Annotated in this window: 15 protein-coding genes; 13 read left to right on the top strand and 2 right to left on the bottom strand. The window is 63.7% G+C overall.

Features of this window, described 5'->3' with window-relative positions:
• The 4 genes from ACTHL0_RS14105 to ACTHL0_RS14090 all read left to right on the top strand — a co-directional run.
• Positions 1 to 895: cbb3-type cytochrome c oxidase subunit I (locus ACTHL0_RS14105; protein ID WP_440567366.1), on the top strand; the 895-nt coding region annotated here is incomplete at its 5' end.
• 149 nt (positions 896 to 1,044) lie between these two features.
• Positions 1,045 to 1,176 (top strand): cytochrome oxidase small assembly protein, encoded by a 132-nt coding sequence (locus tag ACTHL0_RS14100; RefSeq protein ID WP_440567365.1) that lies wholly within the window; start codon positions 1,045 to 1,047, stop codon positions 1,174 to 1,176.
• Between the two features lie 147 nt (positions 1,177 to 1,323).
• The gene (locus ACTHL0_RS14095) at positions 1,324 to 1,518 is read left to right on the top strand and encodes a DUF2970 domain-containing protein (RefSeq protein WP_440567369.1); all 195 of its coding nucleotides are present in this window, start codon (positions 1,324 to 1,326) and stop codon (positions 1,516 to 1,518) included.
• Between the two features lie 107 nt (positions 1,519 to 1,625).
• Entirely contained in the window at positions 1,626 to 2,483 is an 858-nt protein-coding gene (locus ACTHL0_RS14090; protein WP_440567364.1) for a cytochrome c oxidase subunit 3, read from the top strand.
• Between the two features lie 258 nt (positions 2,484 to 2,741).
• On the opposite strand, the gene ACTHL0_RS14085 is transcribed toward ACTHL0_RS14090, so the two are convergent.
• On the bottom strand, positions 2,742 to 2,951 hold the full coding sequence (locus ACTHL0_RS14085) for a twin transmembrane helix small protein (RefSeq protein ID WP_440567363.1): 210 nt from the start codon (positions 2,949 to 2,951) through the stop codon (positions 2,742 to 2,744).
• Between the two features lie 147 nt (positions 2,952 to 3,098).
• Between ACTHL0_RS14085 and ACTHL0_RS14080 the strand changes: the two genes are divergently transcribed.
• The 6 genes from ACTHL0_RS14080 (at position 3,099) to ACTHL0_RS14055 (ending at position 8,222) form a co-directional block, all read left to right on the top strand.
• Positions 3,099 to 3,803, top strand: coding sequence for an SURF1 family protein (locus tag ACTHL0_RS14080; protein ID WP_440567362.1), 705 nt, complete (start codon positions 3,099 to 3,101; stop codon positions 3,801 to 3,803).
• A 145-nt stretch (positions 3,804 to 3,948) separates the two neighbouring features.
• Positions 3,949 to 4,485 carry an SCO family protein gene (locus tag ACTHL0_RS14075; RefSeq protein WP_440567368.1) on the top strand — a complete coding sequence of 179 codons (537 nt, stop codon included), beginning with the start codon at positions 3,949 to 3,951 and terminating at the stop codon, positions 4,483 to 4,485.
• A 51-nt stretch (positions 4,486 to 4,536) separates the two neighbouring features.
• A complete protein-coding gene (locus tag ACTHL0_RS14070; protein ID WP_440567361.1) occupies positions 4,537 to 5,646 on the top strand; it encodes a COX15/CtaA family protein in 1,110 nt (369 codons plus the stop codon).
• A gap of 5 nt (positions 5,647 to 5,651) precedes the next feature.
• Positions 5,652 to 6,557 carry a heme o synthase gene (cyoE, locus tag ACTHL0_RS14065; RefSeq protein ID WP_440567360.1) on the top strand — a complete coding sequence of 302 codons (906 nt, stop codon included), beginning with the start codon at positions 5,652 to 5,654 and terminating at the stop codon, positions 6,555 to 6,557.
• Positions 6,557 to 7,177, top strand: a complete 621-nt coding sequence (locus ACTHL0_RS14060) for an SCO family protein (protein WP_440567367.1) — start codon at positions 6,557 to 6,559, stop codon at positions 7,175 to 7,177. The genes cyoE and ACTHL0_RS14060 overlap by 1 nt, the downstream gene beginning before the upstream one ends.
• A 235-nt stretch (positions 7,178 to 7,412) precedes the next feature.
• Positions 7,413 to 8,222 (top strand): MetQ/NlpA family ABC transporter substrate-binding protein, encoded by an 810-nt coding sequence (locus ACTHL0_RS14055; RefSeq protein WP_440567359.1) that lies wholly within the window; start codon positions 7,413 to 7,415, stop codon positions 8,220 to 8,222.
• 257 nt (positions 8,223 to 8,479) lie between these two features.
• On the opposite strand, the gene ACTHL0_RS14050 is transcribed toward ACTHL0_RS14055, so the two are convergent.
• Positions 8,480 to 9,406 (bottom strand): bifunctional helix-turn-helix transcriptional regulator/GNAT family N-acetyltransferase, encoded by a 927-nt coding sequence (locus tag ACTHL0_RS14050; RefSeq protein WP_440567358.1) that lies wholly within the window; start codon positions 9,404 to 9,406, stop codon positions 8,480 to 8,482.
• A 411-nt stretch (positions 9,407 to 9,817) separates the two neighbouring features.
• Here ACTHL0_RS14050 and nagA point away from each other — a divergent pair, with 411 nt between their 5' ends.
• The 3 genes from nagA to ACTHL0_RS14035 all read left to right on the top strand — a co-directional run.
• Positions 9,818 to 10,921 carry an N-acetylglucosamine-6-phosphate deacetylase gene (nagA, locus tag ACTHL0_RS14045; protein ID WP_440567357.1) on the top strand — a complete coding sequence of 368 codons (1,104 nt, stop codon included), beginning with the start codon at positions 9,818 to 9,820 and terminating at the stop codon, positions 10,919 to 10,921.
• The gene (locus ACTHL0_RS14040; RefSeq protein ID WP_440567356.1) at positions 10,905 to 11,936 is read left to right on the top strand and encodes an SIS domain-containing protein; all 1,032 of its coding nucleotides are present in this window, start codon (positions 10,905 to 10,907) and stop codon (positions 11,934 to 11,936) included. The genes nagA and ACTHL0_RS14040 overlap by 17 nt, the downstream gene beginning before the upstream one ends.
• A gap of 13 nt (positions 11,937 to 11,949) precedes the next feature.
• The coding region (locus tag ACTHL0_RS14035; protein WP_440567355.1) for a glucose PTS transporter subunit IIA at positions 11,950 to 13,409 on the top strand (1,460 nt) is incomplete at its 3' end.

The raw sequence follows: 13,409 nt of genomic DNA, 5'->3' as shown, positions 1-13,409 counted from the left end.
CTTCAACGCGGCCGGCGGCGGCGACCCGATCATGTACCAGCACATCTTCTGGTTCTTCGGGCACCCCGAGGTCTACATCATGATCTTGCCGGCGTTCGGGATCGTGTCGCAGGTGATTCCGGCCTTCGCACGCAAGCCGCTGTTCGGCTATAGCTCGATGGTGTACGCCACGGCGTCGATCGCCATTCTGTCGTTCATGGTCTGGGCGCACCACATGTTCGTGACGGGCATGCCCGTGACCGGCCAGCTGTTCTTCATGTACGCGACGATGCTGATCGCCGTGCCGACGGGCGTGAAGGTGTTCAACTGGCTGGCCACGATGTGGCGTGGTTCGCTCACATTCGAATCGCCCATGCTGTTCGCGATCGGCTTCCTGTTCGTGTTCACGATGGGCGGCTTCACGGGTCTGATGCTGGCGATGGCGCCGCTCGACATTCAATACCACGGCACCTATTTCGTGGTGGCGCACTTCCACTATGTGCTTGTGGCGGGGTCACTGTTCGCGCTCTTTGCGGGCTGGTACTACTGGGCGCCGAAGTGGACGGGCTGGATGTACAACGAGACGCGCGGCAAGATCCACTTCTGGGCGTCGATGATCTTCTTCAACCTGACGTTCTTCCCGATGCACTTCGTCGGTCTGGCCGGCATGCCGCGTCGCTATGCCGATTACCCGGCGCAGTTCACGGATTGGAACCAGGTGATCACGATCGGCGCGTTCGGCTTCGGCCTGGCGCAGGTCTACTTCCTGTTCGCTGTGGTGCTGCCCGCGTATCGCGGCGGCGGCGAGCTCGAGAAGGCGTCCGACAAGCCCTGGGATGGCGCCACGGGTCTCGAATGGACGATTCCGAGCCCGGCTCCGTTCCATACGTTCGAGAACCCGCCGACGGTGGAGTAATGCAGTAGGCCGCAGCTTGCCGGCTCGGGCGCACGCACACATGCGCGCACCGGCAAGCCGCGAGCTTCGGCCTTCATCAGCGAAGCGACGAAGCAACGAAGCAACGAAGCGACGGCCATGCGCCGTCGCTTGAAGTCACGAAATTGACGATGAACCATTCACAAAAAAGACGCTCGCCGGAGCAGGTGCGCACCGGCAATCTGCGGCTCGGTTTGATCTTGTTCGCCATTGCCGCCGTCTTCTTTGTGAGTATCGTTCTGAAGTTTTCGCTCTCTCATTGAGGCGCGCGCCGGACGTTTAGCGAGAAGGACGGGCTGGCGAACGCGAGCGGGGATGAGGGGCGGCCGATGGCCGAAGCGGCGCAAAGCGGGACGGGCGCCGCGTGACAAATGACGATGAGCAGGCGAATGGGACCGGAGACCGGTGCGATGACTTCAGGCGGCAAAGCCAGTTTTGCCAAGACGATGAAAGCGGTGCTCTGGTCGTTCTTCGGTGTACGCCGGCGGGCCGACCACGAAGCCGATATGCAGCTCAATCCGCTGCATGTGATCGTGGCGGCGCTGATCGCGGTGGCGGTGTTTATCGCGGTGCTGATTGCCGTGGTGCATGCCGTGACGAGCTGAAGCAGGCGCCGAGGCGAAGCAAATCAAAAGCGAAGCGGTGCGGTGTCGAACATGGGCAAACGCGCCGGCAAATTGCGAAACAATTGGACTGAAGTGGAGAATCAACAATGAGCGGTCAAAACGAGAGCCCGTATTACTTCGTGCCGAATCCGTCCCGGCACCCAGTCACGGCGTCTATCGGCGTCTTCGTGATGCTCGGATCGTTGGGGCTGTGGATCAACGACACGCCTTGGGCTCCCTTCACGATGTTCGCGGGCTTGCTGTGGCTGCTCTTCGTGTTGTGGCACTGGTTCGGCGATGCGATTGCCGAATCGGAGACAGGCATGTACGGCAAGCGTGTCGACCGCTCGTACCGCTGGAGCATGAGCTGGTTCATCTTCTCCGAAGTGATGTTCTTCGGCGCGTTCTTCGGTGCGCTGTTCTATGCACGCGAAATCGCCATGCATCAGCTCGGCAGCCTCGATTTCAAGCTGATTTGGCCCGACTTCACGGCCGTGTGGCCGAATGAAGGCCCGGCGCAGCTGGCTGGCCATTTCAAGGCAATGGTGCCGTGGCCCGTGCCGACGATCAACACGGCGTTGCTCTTGAGCTCGGGCGCGACGCTGACCGTGTCGCACCACGCGCTGCGTGACGATCATCGCAAGAAGGCCATCGCCTGGCTGGCTGCGACGGTCCTGCTCGGCGTGACCTTCTTGTTCATGCAGGCGTTCGAGTACATCCACGCGTACAACGAACTGAATCTCACGCTCGCCTCGGGCGTCTACGGTTCCACGTTCTTCTTGCTGACGGGTTTACACGGTTTCCACGTGTTCCTCGGCGGCACCATGCTGACGGTCGTGCTCGTGCGTTTGATTCGTGGCCACTTCACGGCGGATCACCACTTCGCCTTCGAAGGCGCTGCGTGGTACTGGCACTTTGTCGACGTCGTCTGGCTTGGCCTGTACGTCGTCGTCTACTGGCTGTAATGTCCGATACGGCCTGTCTTGTCGACGATAGTCGACGAGCCGGGCCGCCAGCATGGCCGCTTGTTCATCGCTCGCTTAGTGCTGCTGAATGCGAGGCGGAACGCGCGGCGATGTTGACGAGATGAAGTCCCCACTTGCGTGCGCCGCCTTCGGTTCGATCGAGGCGGCGTTTGTGTTTTTGAGGGGCGATGCTGCGGCAATGTGCCGCAGCGATGGGGGCACCGCGAGGGGCGTTCGCGGCTGAACCAGTGGTGTCGTTCAGCGGCCCAGCGGCACGTGGCTGTATTGAATCCAGCCGAGCCAATGGGCTAGCCAGAGAAAGAGGAACAGCGAGATCGACAACCCGACGCGCGTGGCCAGCGACCAAACCATCCGCTTGGTCTTGCCGCGGTCGTGCATCATGAAGTAAAGGGCCGACACCATACTGGCGATGATGAGGGCGAAAGCGACGGCAACAAAAATGTGCATGGAACCAACCGATGTTCGGAATCGACGAAAAACTACCGATGCAATTATCGCACCGACGTTACCTGCTCATGCAGTCACGGAGGGCCGGATGGCGCTCATGCAAACATGCGCGTGTTCGGCGATCGCGCGAAGCGTGCCGCGTCTGATATGAAAATTCGTCTTGTTCCCACGCTGCTGATTCTGCTCGTGATGGCGGTGACAATCCGGCTCGGATTCTGGCAGCGCGATCGCGCGCATCAAAAGGAAGCGCTGCAGGCCCATATCGAACAATACGAACACGCACCGGCGCAACCGGTGGGGGCACAGCCGATGCCGGTCGCCTCGATCGAATATCATCGGGTGCGGGCCATCGGCCGTTTCATGCCGGAGCATGTCGTCTACCTCGACAACCGTCCGTACCGGGATCAACCGGGTTTTTACGTCGTGATGCCGCTCGCGTTGACCGGTGGCGGCTATGTGCTCGTCAACCGGGGCTGGCTGCCGCGCAATGCGGATCTGCGCACGGCGATTGCGCCCTATCGCACCCCATCGGGCGAGGTGACGATCGAAGGCATCGCGCGCGCCAACGCGTCGCGCGCGTTCGAGCTCGGCGAGGGCGGATCGGCTGCGCATCAGCCGATCCGGCAGAACCTTGATGTGGGCGCGTTCGCAAAGGAAACGGGCCTTGCGTTCCAGCCGTTCGTGATCCAGCAGACGAGCGACGACGGCGATCGCCTCGTGCGCGATTGGCCGGTGCCGACGATGGGCGTCGAGACCAACTACGGATACATGTTCCAATGGTGGGGCATGGCGGCCGCCGCGTTGGGCTTTGGTTTGTACGCAGCCAGACGGGCTGCGAAAAAAGGAAATTGAGAGGGAGTCACGCTTGTCGATGTCATCTGAACGCTCCCGCGCGCAACGCCGCGCAGCCGATCAAAACGGCGCCGTCTCGTCCGCGCCCGCTCGGGCCCGCGGCTCTTGGAAGAGCGGCCGGTGGGTGGTGCTCGCGATCGGGCTCATGTGCGCGGCGCCGATCATCGCGTCGTATCTGACGTACTACGTCATCAAGCCGAAAGGCGGGGCGACGAATTACGGCGCGTTGATCGAGCCGCAGCGCCCGATTGCGGACACGCTGATCGTCAAGGACGAAACCGGCAAGCCGATGCCGCTCGCCTCGCTGCGCGGGCGCTGGCTCATGGTCAGCGTCGATCGCAGCGCTTGCGATAAAGCGTGCGCGACGAAGCTTTATTTCATGCGGCAGATCCGCGTGGCGCAAGGCGGCGAGCGCGAGCGCATGCTCACCGTTTGGCTGCGCACCGATGCCGATACCGTGCCGGACGTGATCGAGCGCGCCTATCCCGATACGCGCAAGCTCATCGCCGATCCCGCTGCGCTATCGGCATGGCTGCCGGCCGATACGGGCACGAGCGATGTCGATCACATCTATCTCGTCGATCCGAACGGCAACTTGATGATGCGGTTCCCGAAGAACCCCGATCCGAACAAGGTCAAGAGCGACGTGACGAAGCTGTTGAAGTGGTCGAGTATCGGCTGACGCGCGACAAGCGACGTGTGACGCGGTTCGCCGTTTGGCTGGAGGGTAACGATGTTCTTGCTGCAACTGGGCGCGACGGGGATTTGCATCGCGCTGCTTCCTCTGAGTTACGTCTGGATCAAGGGGAGCGACGATAAATTCCGGAAGCTTGTCTGGGTGACGACGTTTCTGACGCTCGATCTGATCATGTTCGGCGGCTTTACGCGCCTGACGGATTCCGGGCTCGGCTGCCCCGACTGGCCCGGCTGCTACGGCACGGCCTCGCCGTTCCTTGCGCACGCGCAGATTGCCGCCGCGCATGCGGCGATGCCGAGCGGGCCCGTCAGCATGGTGAAGGCGTGGATCGAAATGATCCATCGCTATTTCGCGACGGCCATCGGCGTGCTGATCATCGCGCAGACGGCCAGTGCATGGGTGGCACGCATCAAACGCAAATCGTTGCATGTCTCGCCGTGGTGGCCAACCGGGCTGCTGCTGTTGATCGTCGTGCAAGGCGTGTTCGGCGCGTTGACCGTGACGATGAAGCTTCAGCCTGTGATCGTGACGACGCATCTGCTGCTCGGCCTGACGCTGCTCGGCACGCTGGCGTGGTTCGCCGCACGTCTGACGCCGCTGCCGGCCTATGAACCCGAGATCGCGCGCTATCGGGCGTTCGCGCTCGTGGGGCTTGCGCTGCTGGTGCTGCAGCTTGCACTCGGTGGTTGGGTGAGCACGAATTATGCGGTGCTCGCCTGTACCGATTTCCCGACCTGCAACGGTCAATGGCTCCCGCCGATGAATTTCGCGCAAGGCTTTCACCTGTGGCGCGCGCTCGGTATGACGGGCGATGGCGAGGCCATCACCCAGGACGCGCTCGTGGCGATTCACTGGACGCATCGAACTTTCGCGATCGTCGTCATCGCGTACCTGGCTGCGCTCGCCTGGAAGATGCGCGGCTATGAGTCGCTGCGCCGCCCCGCCACGGGCGTGCTGATCGTGCTCGCGCTCCAATTCGCGACGGGCCTGTCGAACATCGTGCTGCAATGGCCGTTGCCGATCGCCGTTGCCCACAACGGCGGCGCAGCCATCCTGCTGCTGCTTGTCGTTGTGCTAAACTTTCGCACCGCTTCCAGCCAGCTTGGCCGCGCCGCCGTTTCGTCGCGCGAGGCCGCACCCGCGTGATCCCCATGGAAAGCACCACATTCGCTCGCCATCCGAGCTCCCGAATCTCCCAATACCTCGCGCTCACGAAGCCGCGTGTGACGCAGCTTGCCGTGTTCTGCGCGGTCATCGGCATGTTTCTGTCGACACCGGGCATGGTGCCGTGGAAAGTGCTGATCGGCGGGACCGTCGGTATTGCACTGACGGCCGGCGCCGCCTTCGCGATCAACTGCCTCGTCGAGCAAAAGATCGATGCGATGATGCGCCGCACGGCGTGGCGTCCGTCCGCGCGCGGCGAAATCACCACCACGCAGATCCTGCTGTTCTCGGCCGTCCTGGGCGGTGTCGGGATGTGGACGCTGTATGCGCTCACGAACGCCTTGACGATGTGGCTGACGGTCGCCACGTTTATCGGCTACGCGGTCATCTACACGTTGCTGCTCAAGCCGGCCACGCCGCAGAACATCGTGATCGGCGGCGCGTCGGGCGCGATGCCGCCGGCGCTCGGCTGGGCGGCGGTCACGGGTCACGTGCCGGGTGACGCCTGGATCCTCGTGCTGATCATCTTCGTCTGGACGCCGCCGCATTTCTGGGCGCTCGCGTTGTATCGCCGCAAGGACTACGAAAACGCCGGGCTGCCGATGCTGCCGAATACACACGGCGAGCAGTACACGCGGTTGCATATCTTTCTCTATACGGTGATTCTGTTCGCGGTCACGCTGATGCCGTTCGTCTCCGGGATGAGCGGGCTCGTCTATCTGGTATCTGCGGTTCTGCTCGGTGCCGTGTTCCTCGGCTATGCGTGGAAGATCTATCGCGAGTATTCGGATGCGCTTGCGCGAAAGACCTTCCGGTATTCGATCGTCTATCTGTCCCTGCTGTTCGCCGCGCTGCTCGTCGATCACTACGCGCGCGGTTTGATCGGCCTGTGATGCGTCCTGTGTCCAAGCTTTCGACGATGCGCGCCGCGCGCGCGCTGCTCGCGGCGTGCCTCATCGGCAGCGCGCTGTGCACGGCCGGTTGCGGCAAGAGCGAGCCCGCGTTTCAGAACCTGGATCTCACGGGCAACAAGCAGTTCGGGACGGATTTCACGCTGCCGGATACGAACGGCAAGATGCATTCGATCGCCGATTACAAGGGCAAGGCCGTGGTCCTGTTCTTCGGGTACACGCACTGCCCCGATGTCTGCCCGACAACGATGGCCGAACTGACCCAGGCGATGCAGCAGCTCGGCCCCGATGCGCAACGCGTTCAGGTGCTGTTCGTGACAGTCGATCCCGCGCGCGATACGCCGCAGGTCCTCTCGCAATATGTTCACGCGTTCAGTCCGTCGTTCGTCGCGCTACGGCCCGATGACGCGCAGCTCGCCAAGGTCGCGAAGGATTTTCGTGTCTATTACGCGAAGGTGCCGGGCAAGACCCCGGACGACTACACGATGAACCATACAGCCGCGAGCTATGTGTTCGATCCGTCCGGCCAATTGCGCTTGTTCGCGCGCGACGGGCAGGGCGTGCAGCGCTGGGTTCACGACCTCAAGCTGCTGGTCGATTAATCACCCTCCGATTTTTCGTTCCGGCTTCCGCTCTCACTGTGGCTCGATTCGAGCCGCATGAATGCACCGTTATTATTTGGTTGTCCTAATTAAATAGAACAAAACGCATACCCCCGCGGCCCATCGGCGCGCCGCGCGGCATATCGATATGCGATCAACGTATTTCCCTTCGAAAGACGGCTATGACACCATCAGGCCGGTCTTCTTATTTTTTCTATAAAGAAAGCGAGATTTTATGCAACGCAGAACGCTTCTCAAGCTCCTCTCGTCGGTCGCCGCCACCGCGGCATTCGCCATCGGCTCCGTTGCGCAGGCGGACCAGATCGTCAAGGTCGGCACGATCGCGGGCCCCGACGAGCAGACGTGGGCCGTCGTGAAGAAAGTCGCAAAGCGCGAGGGGCTCGATATCAAGATCGTTACGTTCAACGATTACGTGCAGCCGAATGCGGCACTCGATGCCGGCGATCTCGACGCGAACAGCTTCCAGCACCAGCCCTACCTCGACAGTCAAATCAAACAACGCGGCTACAAGATCGTGACCGCGGGCCTCACCTATATTTCGCCGATCGGCATTTATTCGAAGAAGGTCAAATCGGTGAAGGCACTGCAGGCCGGCGCGAAGATCGCGATTCCCAACGATCCGTCGAACGAGAACCGCGCGCTGCTGCTGTTGCAGGCGCAGGGACTCGTGAAGCTCAAAGCTGGCGCCGGTTCGAACGGGAACAACGCCACGACGCTCGACGTGGCTGAGAATCCGAACAAGTTCAAGCTGCTCGAACTCGATGCGGCGCAATTGCCGCGCTCGCTCGGCGATGTCGACGCCGCCGTCATCAACACGAATTACGCATTGTCCGCCGGCCTCTCGCCGACCGATGACGCGATCGCACGCGAAGACGTCCATAGCCCGTACGCGAATTTAATTGCCGTGCGCACGCAGGACAAGGATAAGCCGTGGGTGAAGAAGCTCGTCGCGGCCTATCACTCGCAAGAAGTGCGTGACTTCATCCACACCCAGTTCAAGGGTGCGATGGTGCCGTCGTTCTAAACAAGCCGCAGCCCGCGAGCTGCGACGCGCTTCTACGCGAGCCCCGCCAAGTGGCGGCTAACAGCCGCCGTTGGTGGCGCAATAGCGACCGCGCGCTCAAGCGTGTCTTGACCATCCTACTTCGACGGCCTCGGCGTACCTCGTCTCTGCTAACCTCAACTTCTTGAACCGCCCGGTGCGGACCCGCATGCCGGGTGCTGTGGCAGGGGTGTAGCCTGTTGGCGACCCCCTATGCCAATTACCAGCGACAACTGGCTTTAGAGCTTGCGCTCCCAAGTCTGCGCGATCAGATTGCGGCCGAAGCGCCGCTCCGGTTCCGTTGAGACGCAGCGGAATCCCGCGCGCTCGAACACGCGTTCGCCGTCGTTGAGCACGCCGCAGGTGGTCAGCGTCAACGTGTCATATCCGGCTTGTTGCGCGAAACTGATGCATTGCGTGACGAGCAGCGTGCCGATCCCGTGACCGCGCGATTCCGGCTCCACATATAACAGCCGCATTCGTGCGGCGCGTTCCGAAAGCGCGGCGACGAATGCGGCACCGACGACCGTTTCCTGCTGCTCAGCGATCCAGCACATCGCGCGTTCATGATCGTGCCGCCGCGAAAATTCCGCCATTTCCTGCGCGGCGAACGCTTCGAAACCCATATCCGCGCCATATTCCGCGCCGAAGAGCAAGGCTTGCCGATGGACGAGCCAGCCGTAATCGCCGCCCCTCGGGGCGCGCAGCGAAACGGCTGCACGCGCGGGGCCGCGCCCGAGCAGCCGCTCGATCACGCGCATCGCCGCAATCAACTGTTCCTGTCCGGCGACGGAAAGCCCCTTCAATAGCGCGCACACTTCGTCGACGGCCGCGACTTCGAGCGGGGCATACGCGGCGCGCCCGGCCGGTGTGAGCTCGAGCAGCGACTGGCGCGCATCGGCTTCCGATTGGCGCCGCGTGATCAACTGCCGCCGTTCGAAGCTCGTCAACAAGCGGCTCAGGTACCCGCTATCGAGCCCCAGCGTACGCGCAAGCTCCGTCGCCGTGGAAACGGTCCCCTGCGTCAATTCGCGAAGCACCCGAACTTCTGTCAGAGAGAACGGACTTTTCTGTAAAAACTCATGCAATACGCCGATGTGCTGCGTATAGAAGCGATTGAAACGGCGCACCGCTTCCGCGCGGTGGTGCAAAGTGGTTTCGGTCAATGCGGGCGTCACCGTATCGTCTGGATTAATCAGAACTATATGGGATCGTCGCCAACAAACAAGTTTTGCTCGACAAACCGGTGGTACTAAACCGGTATCTATGCATGCGGGCAAGGCGCCGCCGTCATTCGCCTGCCTCGCCGGTGGGGCAGGATTGGTATGCGGTGCGGGTAAATCCCGATGCCCCCATACCAGCCGAAAACAGGCTCGTTTTACGGCGGCGCCTTGCCGGGCAAGCGTTTGACACCCATCGCAAGGCGCGCGCAGGGTGGATTGACTGGTACTATTCTGGTTATATAATGGGCTCCAACATCATTGCCCTCACGCGTGCTGCCGCTGCAGGCGGCGCGCCCCGGAACGACAGCGCGCATCCCCATCGCGCGTTCGAGCTTTTTTTGAGATAGCAATCCCATGCTGAACGGAAATATCCTCACGCCGGACGGTTGGATTCGCGGCACGCTGCATTGCGAGAACGGCCGGATCACGGCGCTCGAAGGCGTGGCTGTCGATCCCTCGACGAATGGCGATCCCTACATCCTGCCGGGCTTCATCGATTTGCACGTCCACGGCGGCGGCGGCGCCGACGTCATGGAAGCCGGTACTGCCATCGAAACGATAGCGCGCACCCATGCGCGCCACGGTACGACGAGCCTGTTGGCGACGACGATGACGGCGCCGCGTGACGAACTGCTCGCCGTCGTCTCGGGGCTGGGCGAAGTGACACGCACGCGCACGCCGGGCGGTGCGCGCGTGCTCGGGGTGCATCTCGAAGGCCCTTATATCAACCCGGGCAAGCTCGGCGCGCAGCCCGACGCGGCCGTTTCGGCCGTACTCGACGAAGTGCTCAAGTACCTGTCGGTGGCACCGATCCGCGTGGTGACGCTGGCGCCCGAGATCGCGGGACACATGGAAATCATCTCCGAAATGGTCGCGCGCGGCGTGCGGGTGCAGCTCGGCCACTCGCTCGCCACGTACGACGATGCCGTGGCGGCGCTCAAGCATGGCGCGGGCGGCTTCACGCATTTGTTCAACGCGATGTCGCCGATGCATCACCGTAACCCGGGCCTCGTCGGTGCCGCGCTCGCCCATGCGGAATTCGCCGAAATCATTCCCGATCTGCTGCACGTGCATCCCGGTGCGATCCGTGCAGCCCTGCGTGCGATCCCGCGCCTGTATGTCGTGACCGACAGCACCTCGGCGACGGGCATGCCGGACGGCGAATACCGCCTCGGCAGCCAGCACGTCACGAAATGCCTGGGCGGCGTGCGTCTGGCCGACGGCACGCTGGCCGGCAGCACGCTGACGATGGACGATGCGTTGCGCAATCTGGTCTCGATGGGCCTGCCGCTCGCCGACGTCTCGCACCGTACGTCGCGCTATGCCGCCGATTACCTCGGGATTGAAGACCGGGGGCGTCTGGTGCGCGGCGCATGGGCCGACGCGGTGGTATTCGAACGCGATCTCACGCTGGCTGCGACCTACGTCGAAGGGGAACAGATTGTCGAATATGCTTAAAGAGGCGCTCGCCGCGAGCACGGTCGTCGCCGCTCAGTGCGCCGACAGCACGCGCGTCGAACAACTGGCGGCGCTGCTCGCTGGCGCGCCGCGCCATGTCGCGCTCACGATCGCGCGCGGCAGTTCCGATCACGCCGCGAGCTATTTCGCGAGCCTGGCGATGAGCCGGATCGGGCTGCCCGTCGCTTCGCTGCCGATGTCGATTGCGACGTTGCAGGCCGCGCCGCTGCGCGTGGGCGGCGAATTCGCGATCGCGTTTTCGCAGTCGGGCCGCAGTCCCGATCTCGTCGACACAATGAAAGCCCTGCGCGATGCCGGTGCGCTGACCGTCAGCGCGGTCAACGCCCCCGACTCGCCGCTCGCCGATGCCTGCGAATGGCAATTGCCGTTGCTGGCCGGACCGGAACGCTCGGTTGCCGCCACCAAGAGCTACATCGCCATGCTGTCGATCTCGGCGCAACTCGTCGCGTACTGGCAGCGCGATCCGATGTTGATCGACGCGCTGCGGGCGCTGCCCGATACGCTGCGCGATGCGGCCGCGCTCGATTGGTCGGTGGCGGTCGATACGCTGCGCGACGTCGAGCGCATGATCGTGATCGGCCGTGGCCTCGGGCTCGCCGTCGCGCAAGAGGCGGCCCTCAAGCTCAAGGAAACATCGGGCATCCAGGCCGAAGCCTTCTCGAGCGCGGAAGTCCGGCATGGCCCCATGGAGCTCATCGATCGCGACTACCCGTTGCTCGTCTTCGCCCCGCGCGGCCCGGAACAGGCTGGATTGATCCGGCTCGCCGCCGATATGCGCGGGCGCGGCGCGCGCGTGTTGCTGGCCGCGCCAGCCGATATTGCCGAGGCGGCCGGCTTCCATGCGCACTTGCCGCTGGCGGCTAGCCGCCATGTCTCGCTCGATCCGATCGCGGCGATCCAGACTTTCTACGTGATGGCCGCGGAACTTGCGGCCGCCCGCGGGCGCGATCCCGATGCGCCGCGCCACCTGAACAAGATCACTGAAACCCACTGAGCGAGAGATCCGGATGGAACGTGCTGAGGAGTCCCGACTAATGAACCAATCCCCGGACAAGGTGATCCTGCTCGCCCCGCTGACGGGACCCGTCGTGTCGCTCGCCGATGTGCCCGATCCCGTCTTCGCGGGCGGCATGTTCGGCGACGGCATCGCCGTCGATCCACTCGACGGCCGCCTCGTCGCACCGTGCGACGGCGTCGTCACGCATCTCGCGCGCACCGGCCATGCCGTCACGCTGCAAACGCCCCAGGGCGCCGAAATTCTGCTGCATATCGGCATCGATACGGTCGAGCTCGGCGGCGCCGGGTTCACGGCGAAGGTGGCTCAAGGCGATCGCGTGCGCGCGGGCGATCTGCTGATCGAATTCGACCAGGATGTGATCGGCATGAAAGCGCCGAGTCTCGTCTCGGTCATCGCGATTGCGAACTCCGACGCGTTCGATGTGGTCGAGCGCGCCTCGGGGCGAGTGACGGCGGGGGTGACCCCGCTTCTGTCCCTGCGCGCAAAAGGCGGCGCAATCGGGATCGAGGCGCCGAGCACGCCGCCCGCCGACGTGAAAGTGCAGGCGAGCCGCACGATCACGCTCGTGCAGGCGGGCGGCCTTCATGCCCGTCCGGCGGCACGCGCGCGAGAAGCCGTGCGCGGGCTCCATGCGCGCGTGGACGTGCATCACGGTGCCCGGCAAGCGAACGTCGAGAGCGTCGTAGGGCTGCTCGGCCTCGGCGCGGGCGAGGGGACGACGGTCGAGGTGATCGGTACGGGCCGCGATGCGGTGCAAGCTGTGGACGCGGTCGCGCGCGAGCTCTTGCGCGAGGTGCATGGTGAGCTGGAGGAAACGCCGGCGCGCGCAAAATCGCCGGCGCCGAGGCCCGCGGTGCGTCCGGCAGGCATGCCGCTCGATCCGAACACGCTTGCGGGCGTGTGCGCGGCGCCGGGCATCGCGGTGGGCAAGCTCGTGCGCTGGGACGACGCCGAGTTCGCCCCCCCTGAGCGTGCCAGCGGCACGTCGGCGGCCGAGAGCCGATTGCTCGATCGCGCGCTGGCCGCCGTCGATGCGGAGCTGAATACGACGGTGCGCGATGCATCGCAACGCGGCGCCGTGGGGGAAGCGGGTATTTTTGCCGTGCATCGGGTGCTGCTCGAAGACCCAACGCTCGTCGATGCGGCGCGCGATCTGATCAGCCTCGGCAAGAGCGCGGGATTCGCCTGGCGCGAGGCGATCCGCGGGCAGATCGCAGTCTTGATGCAAGTCGAAGACATGCTGCTGGCCGAGCGCGCCGCAGATTTGCGCGACATCGAAAAGCGCGTTTTGCGCGCGCTCGGTTACGTGAATCCGGCGGTACGCGCGTTGCCGGACGAAGCCATTCTGGCCGCGAACGAATTCACGCCGTCGGATCTCTCTTCGCTCGACCGCGCGCGCGTGACCGCGCTCGTGATGGCTGCGGGCGGTGCGACCTCCCACGCGGCGAT

Origin of the sequence: Trinickia sp. (assembly GCF_051961175.1) — a bacterium.
In the GTDB taxonomy this organism is placed as follows: Bacteria; Pseudomonadota; Gammaproteobacteria; order Burkholderiales; family Burkholderiaceae; genus Trinickia.
Note: the sequence above shows the minus strand (reverse complement) of the source record. Positions and strands in the feature narration are given on the sequence as shown.

What these genes read in the sequence shown, in the direction of transcription:
- ACTHL0_RS14100 (WP_440567365.1), top strand. Translation starts at nt 1,045, where the DNA reads ATGAACCATTCACAAAAAAGACGCTCGCCGGAGCAGGTGCGCACCGGC.
- ACTHL0_RS14095 (WP_440567369.1), top strand. Translation starts at nt 1,324, where the DNA reads ATGACTTCAGGCGGCAAAGCCAGTTTTGCCAAGACGATGAAAGCGGTG.
- ACTHL0_RS14090 (WP_440567364.1), top strand. Translation starts at nt 1,626, where the DNA reads ATGAGCGGTCAAAACGAGAGCCCGTATTACTTCGTGCCGAATCCGTCC.
- ACTHL0_RS14085 (WP_440567363.1), bottom strand. Translation starts at nt 2,951, where the DNA reads ATGCACATTTTTGTTGCCGTCGCTTTCGCCCTCATCATCGCCAGTATG.
- ACTHL0_RS14080 (WP_440567362.1), top strand. Translation starts at nt 3,099, where the DNA reads ATGAAAATTCGTCTTGTTCCCACGCTGCTGATTCTGCTCGTGATGGCG.
- ACTHL0_RS14075 (WP_440567368.1), top strand. Translation starts at nt 3,949, where the DNA reads ATGTGCGCGGCGCCGATCATCGCGTCGTATCTGACGTACTACGTCATC.
- ACTHL0_RS14070 (WP_440567361.1), top strand. Translation starts at nt 4,537, where the DNA reads ATGTTCTTGCTGCAACTGGGCGCGACGGGGATTTGCATCGCGCTGCTT.
- cyoE (WP_440567360.1), top strand. Translation starts at nt 5,652, where the DNA reads ATGGAAAGCACCACATTCGCTCGCCATCCGAGCTCCCGAATCTCCCAA.
- ACTHL0_RS14060 (WP_440567367.1), top strand. Translation starts at nt 6,557, where the DNA reads ATGCGTCCTGTGTCCAAGCTTTCGACGATGCGCGCCGCGCGCGCGCTG.
- ACTHL0_RS14055 (WP_440567359.1), top strand. Translation starts at nt 7,413, where the DNA reads ATGCAACGCAGAACGCTTCTCAAGCTCCTCTCGTCGGTCGCCGCCACC.
- nagA (WP_440567357.1), top strand. Translation starts at nt 9,818, where the DNA reads ATGCTGAACGGAAATATCCTCACGCCGGACGGTTGGATTCGCGGCACG.